Here is a 15,606-nt window from a genome sequence, read left to right as displayed (position 1 = left end):
GGCGTCTATAGAGGTGCGGCTTTAGTCGAGTGGTGGCTGGGGGATGAACAGGCGTGCCTTGGCGCCGCCGACATGGATTTCGGCGCCGGGCTGCCAGGTGGCGGGTAAGGGTGAGAATTCTTCCGCAGCGTCAAACGTCCCGACCAGCCAGACCCGTCCATGCCCCGGCAATTGCGCGAGGCTGTCCAGATAGACCTCGCGGCTCACCAGTGTGCCGAAGCCGTACTCATTCGGTTGTGTCGAACGGCCGTCCGCTGTCGGCGGAGTAAAGAGGCGCACCTGCGCACCGCTGCGGTCGTAATAGACGTAGCTCAAGTACCAGAGCATGTCGCTGGTGACGATACGATCGCCTGGCAGGAAATGCTGATTGACGTAATTCACCACGCGATCGAACTGATCATCGCTGTCGACGTTGGCGTTGTTGTTCACGCCGAGCAGTTCCACGCCGATCAGTGAGACCAACACCGCCAAAGCGAGCAACCGTGCGTGGCTGTACAAACGGTCAATGGCAGACGCCGCCAGCATCGGCAACCCCAGGGCGTACGCCGTCAAATAGCGCTCGACGAAGACCGGCGTGATGAACGACACCGCAAATACCAGCAGCAGCGGCAGTCCGGTGTACAGCGCCAACAGCATACTGCCGCGCGACACGCTGCGATCGCGCATCACCGCGACAGCCGCCAGTGCCAGCAATGCCAGGGGCAACGCTGCGAACGTCAGCAGCGGTAACGTATCGCCATCGTCCTGCATCAACCACGACCAGATCATCGACGGCAGCGAACTCAAGGTGACGGCCGGCTCCCAGCCGACATCGCCGCCGGCCCTGAGCTGTTCCATGTGCTGCATCAAGTCGAGCAGATTGGGCAGCCAGGGCAGGTACAGCACGATGATGGCCAGGTTCGCCAGCCACCAGTTCCAGCGCTGGATATGGCGGAATCGATAACCGCGCTGTACGCGGATCGCGATCAGGTAGAGCCAGTGACACAAAACCGCGAGAACGGCGAAGTAGTGGGTGTAGAAGGCCGCGCTCATCAACAACGCGTAAATCACCAGATAGCGGTTTCGCTGGGGGCGCCTGATCCAGTAAACCAGCGCCAGGCTCGCGGCGAGCAACAGCCCTCCGAGCAACGCGTACATGCGCACTTCCTGGCTGTAGCGCACCGCTGTCGGCAGCAGCGCCAGCAACAGACCGGCGATGAAGGCTGCCCGGCGTGTGGCCAGGCGATCCACCAGCCAGACGCCCAACCCGACCGCCGCGATGCCGGCCAGCGCACTCAGGCAGCGGATCGCGAAGATGCCGTCACCGAACAGCTCGATCCAGCCATGCAGCAGTATGAAGTACAGCGGCGGATGCACATCGAAGGCCGCGTGCTTCCAGATTTCGCTCAACGGATAGCGCGCCAACAGCAGACTGGACCCTTCATCGCCCCAGATCGCCGCCGCCGTCAGGTCATAAAAACGCACGAACGCCGCCAGCGCGAGGATCGGCCACAGCCAATGATGTTTTACCCAGCGCACCCAGCGCAGGCTGCCGAACCAGGAGCCGGGTGCGGCAAAGGGATCTTGCGTGTCGCCCATTGGCGTGACTCTGTTAACCGCCATCGCTTCCTCTTGCCGCGCCGTTGCGCCACGAGAGTATGACGCGCCAACCTGCTCATCACTTTAGGTCAGCCACAGCAGAACCGTCGACGCCGGCTGGCGCTTTCGCGACACTCGGCAACACGGCGGCCCGGTTCTCGTCTGGGTACACCGACTCCCATCCCCCACCCAGCGCCCGGTACAGCCCGACCATCGCCAGTGAAACGCCGGTGGAGCTTTCCACCCATTGTTCCTGGGTGGCGAGCAGTGCGCCTTGCACGGTGAGGACGTTGACGAAGTCGACCACGCCTTCGACGTATTGCTGTTGCGCAGTGCGCAGGGCGATCTGGTTCTGGCGCACGGCTTCGGCGAGGCTGTCGCGGCGGCGCTGGCTGGCGTTGTAGGCGGTCAGTTGGTCGTCGATTTCGTGCCAGGCGCGCAGGACGGTCTGTTGATAACCGATCGCCGCTTCCTGCTGCTGGGCTTCGCGCAGTTGCAGCACGCCGCGCAAGCGGCCGCCGTCGAACAGCGGCAGGCTGAATTGCGGGCCGATGCCGAAGGCGCGTGAGCCCCAGGAACCGAAATCGCTGAGCTGCATGGCTTGCGAGCCGAGATTGCCGGACAGGGTGATGCGCGGATAGAAATCGCCCTTGGCCACGCCGATGTTGGCGGTGGCGGCATGCAGACGGGCTTCGGCCTGGCGAATGTCCGGGCGGCGTTCGGCCAGTTGCGACGGCAGGCCGATGGCGACGGTCAATGGCGACTGCGGCACCGGCGCGTCTGTGGATAACTCTTGAGCCAAGGCCTGTGGCGGTTCGCCCATCAACAGGCTGATGGCGTTGATCAGTTGCGCCTGACGTTGCTCCAGCGCCGGCAGGCGCGATTCGATGGCCGCCACTTGCGCGGCGGCTTCGGCGACGTCGAGATCAGTGGCCACGCCATCGTTGAGGCGCAGTTGCGAGAGCTTCAGGCTGTGCCGCGCCACGTCGAGGTTCTGCTCGGTGACCGCGCGGGTGTTCTGCACACCACGCAGTTGGATGTAGTTCTGCGCGGTGTCCGCGAGCACCGCCAGCAGCACACCGCGACGGTCGTTTTCCGCGACTTCGAGGTTGGCATCGGCCGCTTCGGTTTCCCGGCGCACACGGCCCCAGAAATCCAGTTCCCAAGAGGCGGAGAAACCGGCGTCCCACAGGTTGAACGCGGAATCGCCGTTGTGCCCGGACGGGTCGTTCAAGCCTTCACCGCTGTTGCGTTTGCGCGCGTAGCTGCCGGTGGCGGCGGTCGTCGGATAGCGGTCGGCGCTGATCACCTGACGGGCAGCGCGGCTTTGTTGCAGACGGCTGCTGGCCAGTTGCAGGTCAAGGTTGCTGCGCAAGGCGCGCTGGGTCAGGGCCGAGAGCTGCGCGTCGTGAAAGACTTCCCACCAGCGCTCGTTCAACGGTTCGCTGACGGCCTGGCTGGGGGCACTTTTTGACGGTTTGGCCCACTCGGCAATCCGGGTGGTTTCGGGTTTCTGGAAGTCCGGGCCGACGGTGCACGCCGCCAACGCCGACAGACTCAGGACAACCGTCATGGACTGAAAGCGCTTCATCGCTGCGTCACCTCACGCACCGATGTCATCGAGCTTTCGGTATCGATGCTCGCTTCCACCGACATCCCGACCCGCAAGCGTTCGGCCAGCGGCTGCCCCGGATCCAGCAAAACCTTCACCGGAATCCGCTGCACGACTTTGGTGAAGTTGCCGGTGGCGTTGTCCGGTTTGACCGCCGCGAAGGTCACGCCGGTAGCCGGGGCGATGCTTTCGACACGGCCGGTGAGGGCTTCGCCGCCGAGGCTGTCGACCCGCACGACCACATCCTGCCCCGGCTGCACGTCGGTGAGCTGGGTTTCCTGGAAGTTGGCGACCACATAGGCCTGTTTCAGCGGCACCACCGCCAGCAGTTTGCTGCCCGGCGTCACATAGGCGCCGACCCGTACGGCGCGCTCGCCGATCATGCCGTCCTGGGGCGCGGTGATGCGCGTGTAGGACAGCTCGAAACTGGCGATTTCCAGCGCGGCCTGAGCGTGCTTCAAACTGCCTTCGGCAGCATCGCGCTGCGCCGTCAGAATCTCGACCTGCTTACGTTCCGCTGCCAGTTTCGCGGTGGCCGTGTCCAGCCGCGCAGAAGCCTGATCGATCCGGGTGCGCGCCTGCTGCGCGTTCTGCACGGTGCCGGCACCGACGCCGGCCAAGTGGTTGTAGCGGTTCAATTCCTGCTGGGCGAAGGCCATTTCAGCCTTGGCCGATACCACCGACGCCTGCGCCTGTGCGATCACCGAAGTTTGGCGCTCCAGAGTGGCCTTGGCGTTCTGCAACTGCGCGCGGGCCACCAGGGTTTGCGCATCGGCGGCTTCGGCGGCGGCGCGCAGGTCGCGGTCATCGATCAGCGCCAGCAACTGCCCGGCCTTGACCTGCTGGTTGTCTTCCACCAGCACTTCCTTGATGAACCCCGCCACGCGCGGCACCACCAGGGTGAAGTCGGCGGAGACAAAGGCGTCGTTGGTAGTCTGCTGAGTGCGCTTGCCGAACAGGCCGGGCATCGCCAGATACACCAGCACACCAACCGCCAGCGCAGCGGCTACGGCCACCGCGAGTTTTTGCTTTGCTTGAGTCGTCATAAAAACCTTCTGTTTCAGTCAGGTCGGCGCGCGCGGCGGAAAGATCCGCGTCGGCAGCCAGAAAATCAGCAGGATCAGCGCCACCGCGACGCCAGCCATGCACAGATAAAGATCCGAAGAAGTCAGCACCACCGCCTGTTCGTGCAAGCGATGGGCGAGGCCGGGGTCGTTGCTCGCGGCCAGCGGCGAATTGCCGAGACGATCGACCAGCATCGTCGAGTGAAAATGCAGGCGCGAAGTGGTCAGCGCCTCGATCACGCCGGTGGCGACCACCGCCGCCAAGCCTTTCACGGTGTTGAACCAGGCCGAGGCGAACGGCCCGTCCTGGGGCTGGATGCTGCCGGTCGACAACATCAACAACGGCAGCACCGCCATCGGCTGGCCGAAAATCTGCAGCCATTGCAGGACGTAGAAATCGTCGCGAATCCATTCCGAGGTCAGTTGCGAGCCGCCCAGACACGACAGGGTCAACATGCTTAAACCCACGCCGAGCACCCAGCGGCAATCGACCCAGCGCAGGTTGCACAGCGCCGCCACCAGCGGCAGCGCGATCAACTGCGGCAACGCCGCGATCAGCATGATCGGCGCAGTCTGTACCGGCCGGTAACCCTGCACCTGAGCCAGATAACTCGATGGAATCAGCACCACCGCCAGCAGCACCACCAGCACGCCGGCCAATGTCATCAGCGCGAACGACAGGTTGCGGATGCCGAGCATCTGCAACTTGAAAAACGGAATCGGTTGCGACCATTCATTGATCAGAAACGCCACCAGCAACAGCGAACCGGCACAGAGCAAAGCGCAGATCAGGTTCGACTCGAACCAGTCCAGGCGATTGCCCTGCAACAGACCGATCACCAGCATGCAGATCGCCGGAAAGCCCAGCAGCAGGCCTTGCCAGTTGAACGACTTGAGGCGCTCCAGGCGCAGCGGATCCTGTGGAATGCCCCAGGCAACCATCGCCATGGCAATCAGGCACGGCACGATGATTTGCCAGAACGTCCATTGCCAGCCGACGTATTCGGTCCACAACCCCGCCAGCGGCGTGCCGAGACCGGGGCCGAACGTCGCGGTCAGGGCGTAACCGGCGAGGCCGTAAAGCTTGATGTTGGCCGGCAGGAATCGCAGCGCAACGGTCATCAGCATCGGCGGCAACGCGCCGCCAGCCAGGCCTTGCAGGATGCGCATCAGCAACAGGCTTTCATAGTTCGGGGCGAACGGACAGAGCACCCCAAGCAGGGTGAACACGCCGATGGCGCACAGGGTGAAGCGACGCAGGGAAAAGGTCACCGAGCACCACGGCGCGAATGCCATGGCCGCCACCGAGGTCGCGGTGTAGCTGGCGACCAGCCAGGTGCCTTCGTCGTAACCGATGCTCAGGGCGCCGCGAATGTCGGCCAGGGCGACCTTGGTCACCATCTCGTTGAGACCCGACACCAGCACCGCCAGCAGCACGCCGACCAGACCGATGATGATCCGCGCCCCGAACACCGGTGGCGCGGCTGCCATCGGAGCGGTTGCGGCGATCGGCGCCGTGACCGTCAGGGATGTCATGCAAGCAAACTCCGGAGGGAAAAATACCGGAGCATGGTAGTAGGGCTTAGTGCTGACGAAAATTGACTTCTTGGCAGTTTATAAGTGCACCAGACGCAATTGTCAGGGCTGTGCCGCCAGCCAGGTTTCGTCGCAGCAGGTCTTGAGGGTTTCCCGCAGCCAGCGGTGGGCCGGGTCCTTGTCGAAACGCGGGTGCCAGGCCTGGGTCAGCATCAGCGTCGGCAACGGGATTGGCAGGTCGAACGAGCGCAGCTTCAAGCCCAGCCGCCGCACGCTGAGCAGCGCTTCCTTGGGCACTGGCAGGATCAGATCGGAGTCCGGCAGGGCGAACATCGCCGCATGGAAACTTGGCGCGATTACCGCAACTCGCCGCTCCAGGCCCAGCGCATTCAGCGCGGTGTCGATAGGCCCACGGGCGATGCCCCGGCGGGACATGCTGATGTGGGAAAAACCGGCGTAACGTTCGGCCGTGATCTCGCCATCCAGCAGCGGATGATCCTCGCGCACCAGACCGACAAAGTGGGTGGAAAACAGGTTCTGTATTTTGACTTCCGGGGTCACCGGGCGGGTGTTGCTCACGCTCAGATCGATCCGCCCTTCGCGCAGGGCTTCATCGTCACCGTCACCTTCGGGCACAAAGCGCAGCTCACAGTGCGGCGCCAGTTGATCGAGGGTGTCGAACAGCTTGCCGCCGTACACCCCGACGAAAAAATCGTTGGCACGAATGCTGAAGCGCCGGCGCAACGTGCCCAGCTCCACCGCATCGGCCGAGCGAAACAGCAACGCCGCCTGCTCGACCACATCGCGCACCTGCTCGCGCAGCTCCAGGGCCTTGGGCGTCGGCACCAGACCGCGGCCGGCGCGCACCAGAATCGGATCGCCAATGGCTTCGCGGATCCGCGTCAGCGTGCGGCTCATGGCCGCCGGGCTGAGGTTCATCCGCCGCGCGGCGCCGACCACGCTGCCCTCGTCGAGCAAGGCGTCGAGGGCGACCAACAGGTTCATGTCCGGGAGTTGCATGCTGAGCACTCGTGACTGATCAGGATTGATTCGCACGCAATGCTAGCAGATCAGAAAATCAGCGCTGCATGCCCCAGCGCTTCACCGTCACCCGCTCTAGCGTGTCGAACACCAGGTTCTCCACCAGCAGACCGATGAGGATCACCACGGCCAGACCGGCAAACACTTTGTCGGTGTACAGCTCGTTGCGGTTCTGGAAGATGTACCAGCCCAGGCCACCCTTGCCGCTGGTGGCGCCGAATACCAGTTCGGCGGCGATCAGGGTGCGCCAGGCGAAAGCCCAGCCGATTTTCAGCCCGGCGAGGATCGATGGCAGCGCTGCCGGAATCAGGATGAACAGCACGAAGCGCATGCCCTTCAAACCGTAGTTGCGCCCGGCCATGCGCAGGGTTTCCGAGACGCCGAGGAACCCGGCGTAAGTGTTCAGCGCCAGCGCCCACAGCACCGAATGCACCAGCACGAAAATCAGGCTGTTCTGGCCCAGGCCGAACCACAGCAATGCCAGCGGCAACAACGCAATCGCCGGCAGCGGGTTGAACATCGAGGTCAGGGTGCTGAGCAAGTCCCGACCAACCTGGGTCGAAACCGCCAGCGTGGTCAGGGCGAAGGCCAGGACGATGCCGATCAGGTAACCCTTGATCAGCACCACCAGCGAAATCCACACCTTGCCCAGCAGTTCGCCGCTGAGCAGGCCGTCATACAGCGCGTGACTGGTCTGCAAGAAGCTCGGCAGCAGCAGGTCGTTGTTCTGCACCCGGGCCACAACCTCCCAGAGCACGGCGAGCAAAATCAGGATCACGCTTTTGCGCAGCCAGCCCTGTTGCCACAGGCGCTGGCCCAGCGGCAGCTCGCGCTCCACCGGGACGCTGGTCAGCGGTTGCAGATCGTTTTCGAATTCTTGACGTACGGATGATGAATGGCTCATCGGGCAATCCTCCAGGCGGCTCAATAAGCGATGCGGATATCGGTGAAATCCAGTTCGCGCTCGGTTTCCGGCGACTGCCCTTCATCGAACAGCAATCGGTGAATACGCCGCGCCGATTCCTGAAATGCCACACCGCCGAGGCTGTGCAAATCGTATTGATGACTGTGCACTTCCGCCCTCACCCGCCCCGGATGCGGCGACAACAACAGGATCCGATTGCCAACCACCAGCGCTTCTTCAATCGAGTGGGTGACGAACAACAAAGTGAAACGCACCTCCTCCCAGAGCAGCAGCAATTCCTCCTGCATCTTGCGCCGGGTCAGGGCATCCAGCGCGGCGAACGGCTCGTCCATCAGCAGGATTTTCGGCTGCATCGCCAGCGCCCGGGCAATCGCCACCCGCGCTTTCATGCCGCCGGACAAGGTGTGCGGGTAGGCATCGGCGAACGCCGCCAGACCGACTTTCTCCAGGTAATGCAGCGCACGCTCTTCAGCTTCCTTTTTCTTCAGCGTGCGCGAAGCCAGCAGCGGAAACATCACGTTCTGTTTGACGGTTTTCCACGGTGGCAGTTGATCGAACTCCTGAAACACCACGATCCGGTCCGGTCCCGGCGCGTCGACGCGCTGGCCCTGCAGACGGATCTCGCCCTCACACGGCGCAATGAACCCCGCGACAGCTTTGAGCAAGGTGGATTTACCGCAGCCGGACGGGCCGAGCAGCACGAAGCGATCCTGTTGATCGACTTCGAAACTGACCTGGTGGGTGGCGCGCACGACGCGCTGCGGCGTGCGGTATTCGAGGCTGACCTGATCGACCGCCAACAGCGCTTGCGCGGTGGCGATCGGGTTGCTGGCCGCGTGGCCTTGCAAAGGGGCGTTCATGTCGATCAGCTCCCCTGCAACGGTTTGGCGTCCTGGAAGAAGTAGTCCTTCCACGATTCCGGTTTGTTCTTGATCGCGCCGACGCGGTAGAGGAATTCGGCGAGCGGGTAGGTGTTTTTCGGCGTAACGCTGAATTCAAACTGCGGGTTGTCGATGATTTTCAGCAACGCGGCGCGGTCGATCTTGGCCTTGGTCACGCGGATATAAGTGTCCGCCGCCGCGCCTTTATCGTTCTGCGCAAATTGCGCGGCTTCGGTCAGCGCTTCGACGAACGCCTTGTAGGTTTTCGGGTTCTCGTTGCGGAATTTCTCGGTGGCGAACAGCACGGTCGGCGAGTTCGGGCCGAGCACGTCATAGGAGTTGAGCACCACGTGCACGTTCGGATTTTCCAACGCCTGATCCTGGAACGGCGGGTTGGAGAAGTGCCCGGTCAGCTCGGTGCCGCCGGCGATCAACGCAGCAGTGGCGTCCGGGTGCGGAACGGCGATGGTGTACTTGTCGAGGCGGTTGAATTCCTTGTCGCCCCACTGTTTGGCCGCCGCGTATTGCAGGAAGCGCGACTGCACCGAAACGCCCACCGCCGGCACCGCGATGCGGTCCTTCTCGGTGAAGTCGGCGATGGTTTTGACCTTGGGATTGTTGCTGACCAGGTAGTACGGGAAGTTGCCCAGCGAGGCCACGGCTTTGACGTTCTGCTTGCCGTGGGTGCGATCCCAGATCGTCAGCAACGGCCCGACGCCGGCGCCGGCAATGTCGATGGAACCGGAGAGCAGCGCATCGTTGACTGCCGCGCCGCCGGACAACTGGGTCCAGTCGACCTTGATGTCGAGGCCTTCCTGCTTGCCGTACTTCTCGATCAGACCCTGATCGCGCACCACATTGAGCAATAAATAGACAATGCCGAACTGCTCGGCGATGCGGATTTCACCTTCGGCGTGGGCCACAGTCGGCGCCACCAGGCTGCCGGCGATCAGGCTGAACCCGAGGCCGATGGCCGCCGCCAGCGGCGCGAATGGAAGACGTTTGGACATGATCGGATCTCCGGCAAATCAGAAAGGCGCGTCGCCCTGAATGGTGGTGCGATACAGCTTGCGGCGCAGGTGCGCAGGGCAACCGGCGGCAAGGTGGATCAGCGAGCGGTTGTCCCAGAACACCAGATCGTGGGGCTGCCATTGATGGCGGTAGATGTTCTGCGGCAGCACGCTGTGGGCGTAGAGCTCGTCGAGCAGTTGTTTGCTCTCGTCTTCCGGCAGGCCGACGATGCGGGTGGTAAAGCCTTCGCTGACGAACAACGCCTTGCGGCCGTTTTCCGGATGGGTGCGGACCACCGGGTGCACGACCTCGGCGACCTGGGCCAGTTGCTCCGGGGTCAGGGTCGGGCGCCAGTTGCCTTCGAATTTGGTTTCGCTGTAACGCGCGGTGTAGGAATGCGCAGCCGAGCGGCCTTCGACCGCTTTGCGCAGCGCGTCGGGCAGGCTGTCCCAGGCTTTGTGCATGTCGGCGAACAGGGTGTCGCCGCCTTCAGACGGCAGCTCCTGGGCGTGCAGCATCGAGCCAAGGCTCGGCAGCTCTTTATAGGAAAGGTCCGAGTGCCAGAATTTGCCGGCATCACCGAGGCCGATGTTCTGGCCGTTTTCGACGATGTTGGAAACGATGAGGATTTCCGGGTGATTGGCCAACAGGAACTGCTTGAGCACGTGGATCTGCAACACGCCGAAGCGGCGGCTGAAGTCGATCTGCTGTTGCGGGGTGATGCGCTGGTCGCGGAACACCACAACGTGGTGATCGAGGTGCGCGCGGTGGATGCGGGCGAAGTCTTCGTCGTTGACCGGACGGGTCAGGTCGAGGCCGATGATCTCGGCGCCGACGGCACCGCTGAACGGGCGGACTTCGAAGGTTTGCGGCGCGGCAGTCGCGGCGCTTGGGGTAGCAGTAGCTGCGGACATCAATCAATCTCCCACGCACGGCGCGCTCGATGGCGCGCGCGTCGATCAGAAACTCACGCTGGATTGCGTGTTGGTTCGTGTCGTGCGGCGCGCCGATTGGTCGGCAGGTACGCAGGAGGCTGACTTTATAGCTATAAGAAGCGGAATTTAAATACTGTTAACGAATAACGATATGGCGATTGCTTTGGAATGGACTGGATGGTGAGTGACCATTTATGTCACTTCTGGACGGAATGTGTTGTTCCGACAGACGCCTTCGTCGGATCGCCGCCCGGAGCAAGCCCGCTCCCGCACTCGATCGCGTGTCTCTGGAAAAACGCAGTCGAGTGTGGGAGCAACTGTCTTAACCCTGCCACTCGTCACCGCCATTCGGTGCCGTCACGCAGCATGGCATTTAGTCTGATCAGTAGTATCCGCATGCAGGCGATGAGCGCGACTTTCGCGCTCTTGCCTCTTTCTCGTAGCGCCTCATAGCGGGCCTTGAAATCAGCGTGATAACGGATCACGACCCAGCACGACATGTAAAGCGCACGTCTGACGCGGGATCTTCCTCCGTAAATCTGGCGCTTGCCGCTGTGATTGCCACTGTCGTCATTGTAGGGAGCGATTCCCGCCAGAGCCGCGATTTCTCTGCGATCAAGCTCGCCGAGTTCAGGCAGGTAAACCAGCAAGCTGGCGGTCGCCACAGTGCCGATGCCTTTAACTGAAGTGAGCCGGTCGGCTTTTTCAGCATCCAGCTCTCGCATGCTTTGATTAATGGCTTTACCGAACTGTTTGATCTGGAGTTGCAGATAGCGAATATGGTCTTTGATCGCCTCGATAACCGCTGGCAACTGGGCCTGCTGCAGCCGGCGCTTGTTGTCGTCTCGCTGTTGGACGAAATGCTCGCGCAACTGAATGAGTTCACGCAACGCTTCACGGCCGGGCGAAATTGGCTTTTCGCGAGACGCATGCAAAGCCTCGGCAAAATCGGCAAGAACAGCGGCGTCGATCGGATCGGTCTTGGCATTCTTGCCCATTGCTACGGCAAAGGCTCTGGCCCGGCGAGGGTTGATCCTGAGCACATTGAAGCCCGCCTCTTGTAAGGCCGCTACGACCTTTCGCTCGTATCCTCCCGTGGCCTCCAGCAATACTCGGCCAACCGTGTAGTGGCTTAAACGCGATGTCAGCTCAACAAAGCCTTCAAGCGTATTTGTAATCTCGAACCCCACTTTCTGAGGCTGAATCCAAACAACGAGGTTGGATTTGGAGATATCGATACCGACCCAGGAAATCATGGCAAAACCCTCTTACACTCAAAAGTGAGAGTGCTCTGGCTTTGCCCACGCTTGTGATTCGAGTGGCGCTCGTCCAACTGTTCGGGCTTATGGGCCAGAGTAGAAAGGTGAATGGCAGCTTTGCTCCCACTCGTGCTTCAAGCACCGCGGACTCACAGCTTGCCATTCACCCCTCTCACCCCAGAGTCTATTCCCTTACCTAGACACAAGCGGGCTTGCTCGCGAAGAGGCCGGAAAGGCCAATAAAGATCTAGCGTTCGTGCAACGCCTCGGCCCGCGCCCGGATGATCGGCTTGAGCAGATAGCTCAGCACGGTCTTCTTGCCGGTGATGATGTCCACCGACGCCACCATCCCCGGGATGATCAGCAACGGCTTCTCGTCAGTGCCGAGATGGCTGCGCTCGGTGCGCAGCTTGATGACGTAGTAGGTGGTTTTCTTGTCTTCGTCGGTGATGGTGTCGGCGCCGATCTGTTCCAGCTTGGCCTTGAGACCACCGTAGATGGTGTAGTCGTACGCGGTGAATTTCACCGTGGCTTCCTGGCCCGGATGCAGGAACGCGATGTCCTGCGGGCGGATCTTCGCTTCGACCAGCAGCGTGTCGTCCAACGGCACGATTTCCAACAGGTCGCTGCCCGGCTGGATCACGCCGCCGATGGTGTTGACCAGCATCTTGTTGACGATGCCCCGCACCGGCGAAGTAACGAGCGTCCGGCTGACCCGGTCTTCCAGCGCCTTGCCGGTGGCCTGGGCCTTGTTCAGGTCGGTACGCGCCTCGTTAAGCTGAGTCAGGGCTTCGCTGCGGAATTTGCCGCGCGTTTCGTCGATCTTGCGCTGCACTTCCTTGATCGCCGACTCAGCACGCGGGATCGCCAGGGTGGTGGCGTCGAGCTGACCACGGGTTTCCACTTCGGCACGCTTGAGTCGCAGCACTTCCACCGGCGATACCGCGCCCTGGGCCACCAGCGGCTCGGACATGTTGATTTCCTGGCGTTGCAGGCCCAGTTGCTGGCGGTACTGCGCCTGCTTCGAGGTGAACTCGCGCAGCTCTTGCTGGCGCTGAATCAACTGTTCCTGCAGGCCACCGACCTCGTCGTGCAATTGCTGACGACGGCTGATGTACAGCGATTCTTCACTTTTCGCCTGACCCGGCACGGCTTTGAGCACGTCCTCGGGGAAATTCAGCGGCCGGTCATCGACCTCGGCGCTCAGGCGCTCGACCCGCAGCAGCATCGACAGCCGATCAGCTTCGGTTTCACCGACGTTGGAGGCAAAACGCGTGTCATCCAGCCGCACCAGCGGCGCGCCGGCCTCGACGATCTGGCCTTCCTTGACGAACAGCTCGGAGACGATACCGCCCTCGAGGTTCTGGATTTTCTGGATCTTCGACGAGGGAATCGCCTTGCCGTCGCCCTTGGTCACTTCGTCGATGACGGCGAAGTTGGCCCACAGCATCAGGAACACGAAGAAACCGATGATCGCCCAGATCGTCAGCCGCACCACGCGCGGCGCGTCCTCGATCAAGGCCTTGTTGACCTCTGGCAGCGGCTGGCCCTGCAGCGATGCCGAGCCCTTGAAGTAGCGGCGGATCGAATCCTTGAAACCCGACTTAAGCAACACTGATCTGCCCCTTCTTCAACGCTTCCATGACGGCCGCTTTCGGGCCGTCGGCGAGAATCTGCCCACGGTCGACCACCAGCAGGCGATCGACCAGCGACAGCAGCGATGCCCGGTGCGTCACCAGCACCACGGTCTTGTTTTCCACCACCGCCGCGAGGCGTTGCTTGAGGCGTTCTTCGCCGGTGTTGTCCATGGCGCTGGTCGGTTCGTCGAGCAACAGAATCGGCGGATTGAGCAACAGCGCCCGGGCCAGCGCGACGTTCTGGCGCTGACCGCCGGACAGGTTCTGCCCGCGCTCGCCGACTTGCAGTTCATAACCCTGCGGGTGCAGTCGGGCGAATTCGTGTACGCCGGCCAGTTCAGCGGCCTGCAGGACAAGTTCGTCTTCGACGTAACGAGCGCCGGAAACCAGGTTGTCGCGCAGGGTGCCGGCCAGCAGCTGGATGTCCTGCGGCACGTAGCCGATGTTGTAGCGCAGCTCGCTGACGTCGATCTGGCGGATGTCGACGCCGTCCACCAGCAATGCGCCGTCATCCGGCTGATAGAGGCCGACCAGCAGTTTCGCCAGTGAGCTCTTGCCGGAACCGCTGCGGCCGATGATGCCGATCTTCTCGCCGGGACGGATCACCAGGTTGATGTTCTTCAGCGCCGGGTTCTGTTGCTCCGGGTAGGTGAAGCTGAGCTGGCGGCATTCGATCGCGCCTTGCAGCACCTTGCGGCTCAGCGGGCGCTCTTCGAAATTGCGCTCTTGCGGCAGCTCCATCATCTGGTCGACCGAAGTCATGGTCACCCGCGCCTGCTGGTAACGGGTCAGCAGACCGGACAGCGACGCCAGCGGGCTGAGGGCGCGGCCACTGAGCATGTAGCAGGCGATCAGGCCGCCCATGCTCAGGTTGCCGGCGATGATCTGGTACACGCCGAAGACAATCATGATCACCCCGGCCAGTTGCTGGATCAGCAGGGTGATGTTCATCGCCAGACCGGAGAGCATTTTCACCCGCAGCTCGAGACGGCTGAGGGTGCCGATGGTCTGTTCCCACTGGTACTGGCGTTCGCTTTCGGCGTTGTTGACCTTCACCGCGTCGAGGCCGGCGAGGGTTTCGATCAGGCTCGACTGACGCTCGGCGCCGAGGGCCATGGTGCGTTCCATGGTTGCCACCAGCGGTTTCTGCAAGGCATAGCCGATCAGCAGCGCAATCGGGAAGGCCAGCACCGGAATCCACACCAGATGCCCGCCGAGAATCGCGATGACAATGAAGATCAGGATGGTGAACGGCAGGTCGATCAGGCTGGTCAGGGTCAGCGAGGCGAGGAAGTCGCGCAGACTCTGGAACTCATGAATGTTCTGGGCAAAGCTCCCGACCCGCGCCGGGCGGTATTTCATGGCCATGCCGACGATGCGTTCGAACAGCGTGGCGGAGATGATCAGGTCGGTTTTCTTGCCGGCCAGATCCAGGCACAGGCTGCGCAGACTCTTGAGGATCAGGTCGAACAGATAGGCGCCGGTGATGCCCAGCGCGAGCACCCACAGGGTCGCTTCGGCCTGGTTCGGCACCACGCGGTCGTAGACGTTCATCACGAACAGCGGCGCGGCCATGGCGATGATGTTGATCAGGAAACTGGCGGCGATGGCGTCGGCATACAGCCAGCGCGAACGCTTGAGGGTGTCGCGAAACCACGAGCGCGCACGCGGGATCAGCGTGCCGTGGTTGACGTCGAATTTGTGCTGGGGCTGGGCGAAAAACACTTTGCCGGTGTAGTCGTCGGCCAGCAGCTCGCGGCTGACCAGGGATTCACCGCCGTCGCTTTCGCTGAGCAGCACCCGCGCATCATTCTCACCCTGCCAGCCGAGCAGGACGGCACTGCGGCCATCCTTGAGCAGCAACAGCGCCGGCATGGCAATCGCCGGAATCTCTTCCAGCTTGCGTTGCAGCACCCGCCCTTGCAGCCCGGCGCGCGCCGCTGCACGGGGCAGCAGCTCGACACTCAGGCGTTGTTTGGGCAGCGGCAGGCCGGTGGTCAGCATCGCCGCGCTGGCGGGTTTCTGGTGGAGCATGCAAAGAGCGAGCAGACCGTCCAGTAACGGATCGTCATGCAACGCGCGTGGATCATGACTGAGATGAACTCGACTGACTTCTGATTCCACGCT

Annotated in this window: 12 protein-coding genes; all 12 read right to left on the bottom strand. The window is 62.5% G+C overall.

Annotation, left to right across the window (positions count from 1 at the left end; genetic code table 11):
• Positions 1 to 21: 21 nt before the first annotated feature.
• The 12 genes from AC07Y2_RS04790 to AC07Y2_RS04735 all read right to left on the bottom strand — a co-directional run bounded on the left by AC07Y2_RS04790 (position 22) and on the right by AC07Y2_RS04735 (position 15,603).
• Entirely contained in the window at positions 22 to 1,602 is a 1,581-nt protein-coding gene (locus tag AC07Y2_RS04790) for a glycosyltransferase family 39 protein (RefSeq protein ID WP_103385534.1), read from the bottom strand.
• Between the two features lie 55 nt (positions 1,603 to 1,657).
• Positions 1,658 to 3,169, bottom strand: a complete 1,512-nt coding sequence (locus AC07Y2_RS04785; protein WP_256586964.1) for an efflux transporter outer membrane subunit — start codon at positions 3,167 to 3,169, stop codon at positions 1,658 to 1,660.
• Positions 3,166 to 4,236, bottom strand: a complete 1,071-nt coding sequence (locus AC07Y2_RS04780; protein WP_103385533.1) for an HlyD family secretion protein — start codon at positions 4,234 to 4,236, stop codon at positions 3,166 to 3,168. Before AC07Y2_RS04780 ends, AC07Y2_RS04785 begins: the two co-directional genes overlap by 4 nt.
• Positions 4,237 to 4,254: 18 nt before the next feature.
• Positions 4,255 to 5,790 (bottom strand): MFS transporter, encoded by a 1,536-nt coding sequence (locus tag AC07Y2_RS04775; RefSeq protein ID WP_103385532.1) that lies wholly within the window; start codon positions 5,788 to 5,790, stop codon positions 4,255 to 4,257.
• Between the two features lie 102 nt (positions 5,791 to 5,892).
• Positions 5,893 to 6,810, bottom strand: a complete 918-nt coding sequence (locus tag AC07Y2_RS04770) for a LysR family transcriptional regulator (protein ID WP_085712612.1) — start codon at positions 6,808 to 6,810, stop codon at positions 5,893 to 5,895.
• Between the two features lie 58 nt (positions 6,811 to 6,868).
• On the bottom strand, positions 6,869 to 7,735 hold the full coding sequence (locus tag AC07Y2_RS04765; RefSeq protein WP_011331855.1) for an ABC transporter permease: 867 nt from the start codon (positions 7,733 to 7,735) through the stop codon (positions 6,869 to 6,871).
• A 20-nt stretch (positions 7,736 to 7,755) separates the two neighbouring features.
• Positions 7,756 to 8,616 (bottom strand): ABC transporter ATP-binding protein, encoded by an 861-nt coding sequence (locus AC07Y2_RS04760; RefSeq protein ID WP_007957720.1) that lies wholly within the window; start codon positions 8,614 to 8,616, stop codon positions 7,756 to 7,758.
• Between the two features lie 5 nt (positions 8,617 to 8,621).
• Positions 8,622 to 9,647: an ABC transporter substrate-binding protein gene (locus AC07Y2_RS04755; RefSeq protein ID WP_007957722.1), complete on the bottom strand. Its 1,026-nt coding sequence runs from the start codon at positions 9,645 to 9,647 to the stop codon at positions 8,622 to 8,624.
• Between the two features lie 18 nt (positions 9,648 to 9,665).
• Positions 9,666 to 10,562, bottom strand: a complete 897-nt coding sequence (locus tag AC07Y2_RS04750; protein WP_039773033.1) for a TauD/TfdA dioxygenase family protein — start codon at positions 10,560 to 10,562, stop codon at positions 9,666 to 9,668.
• A 359-nt stretch (positions 10,563 to 10,921) separates the two neighbouring features.
• The gene (locus tag AC07Y2_RS04745; RefSeq protein WP_085609292.1) at positions 10,922 to 11,839 is read right to left on the bottom strand and encodes an IS110 family transposase; all 918 of its coding nucleotides are present in this window, start codon (positions 11,837 to 11,839) and stop codon (positions 10,922 to 10,924) included.
• Positions 11,840 to 12,089: 250 nt separating this feature from the next.
• Positions 12,090 to 13,457 carry an HlyD family type I secretion periplasmic adaptor subunit gene (locus AC07Y2_RS04740; protein ID WP_011331851.1) on the bottom strand — a complete coding sequence of 456 codons (1,368 nt, stop codon included), beginning with the start codon at positions 13,455 to 13,457 and terminating at the stop codon, positions 12,090 to 12,092.
• Positions 13,447 to 15,603 carry a type I secretion system permease/ATPase gene (locus AC07Y2_RS04735; RefSeq protein WP_103385531.1) on the bottom strand — a complete coding sequence of 719 codons (2,157 nt, stop codon included), beginning with the start codon at positions 15,601 to 15,603 and terminating at the stop codon, positions 13,447 to 13,449. Before AC07Y2_RS04735 ends, AC07Y2_RS04740 begins: the two co-directional genes overlap by 11 nt.
• Positions 15,604 to 15,606: the final 3 nt, after the last annotated feature.

This window comes from Pseudomonas sp. GW456-12-1-14-TSB6, assembly GCF_059424205.1.
Note: the sequence above shows the minus strand (reverse complement) of the source record. Positions and strands in the feature narration are given on the sequence as shown.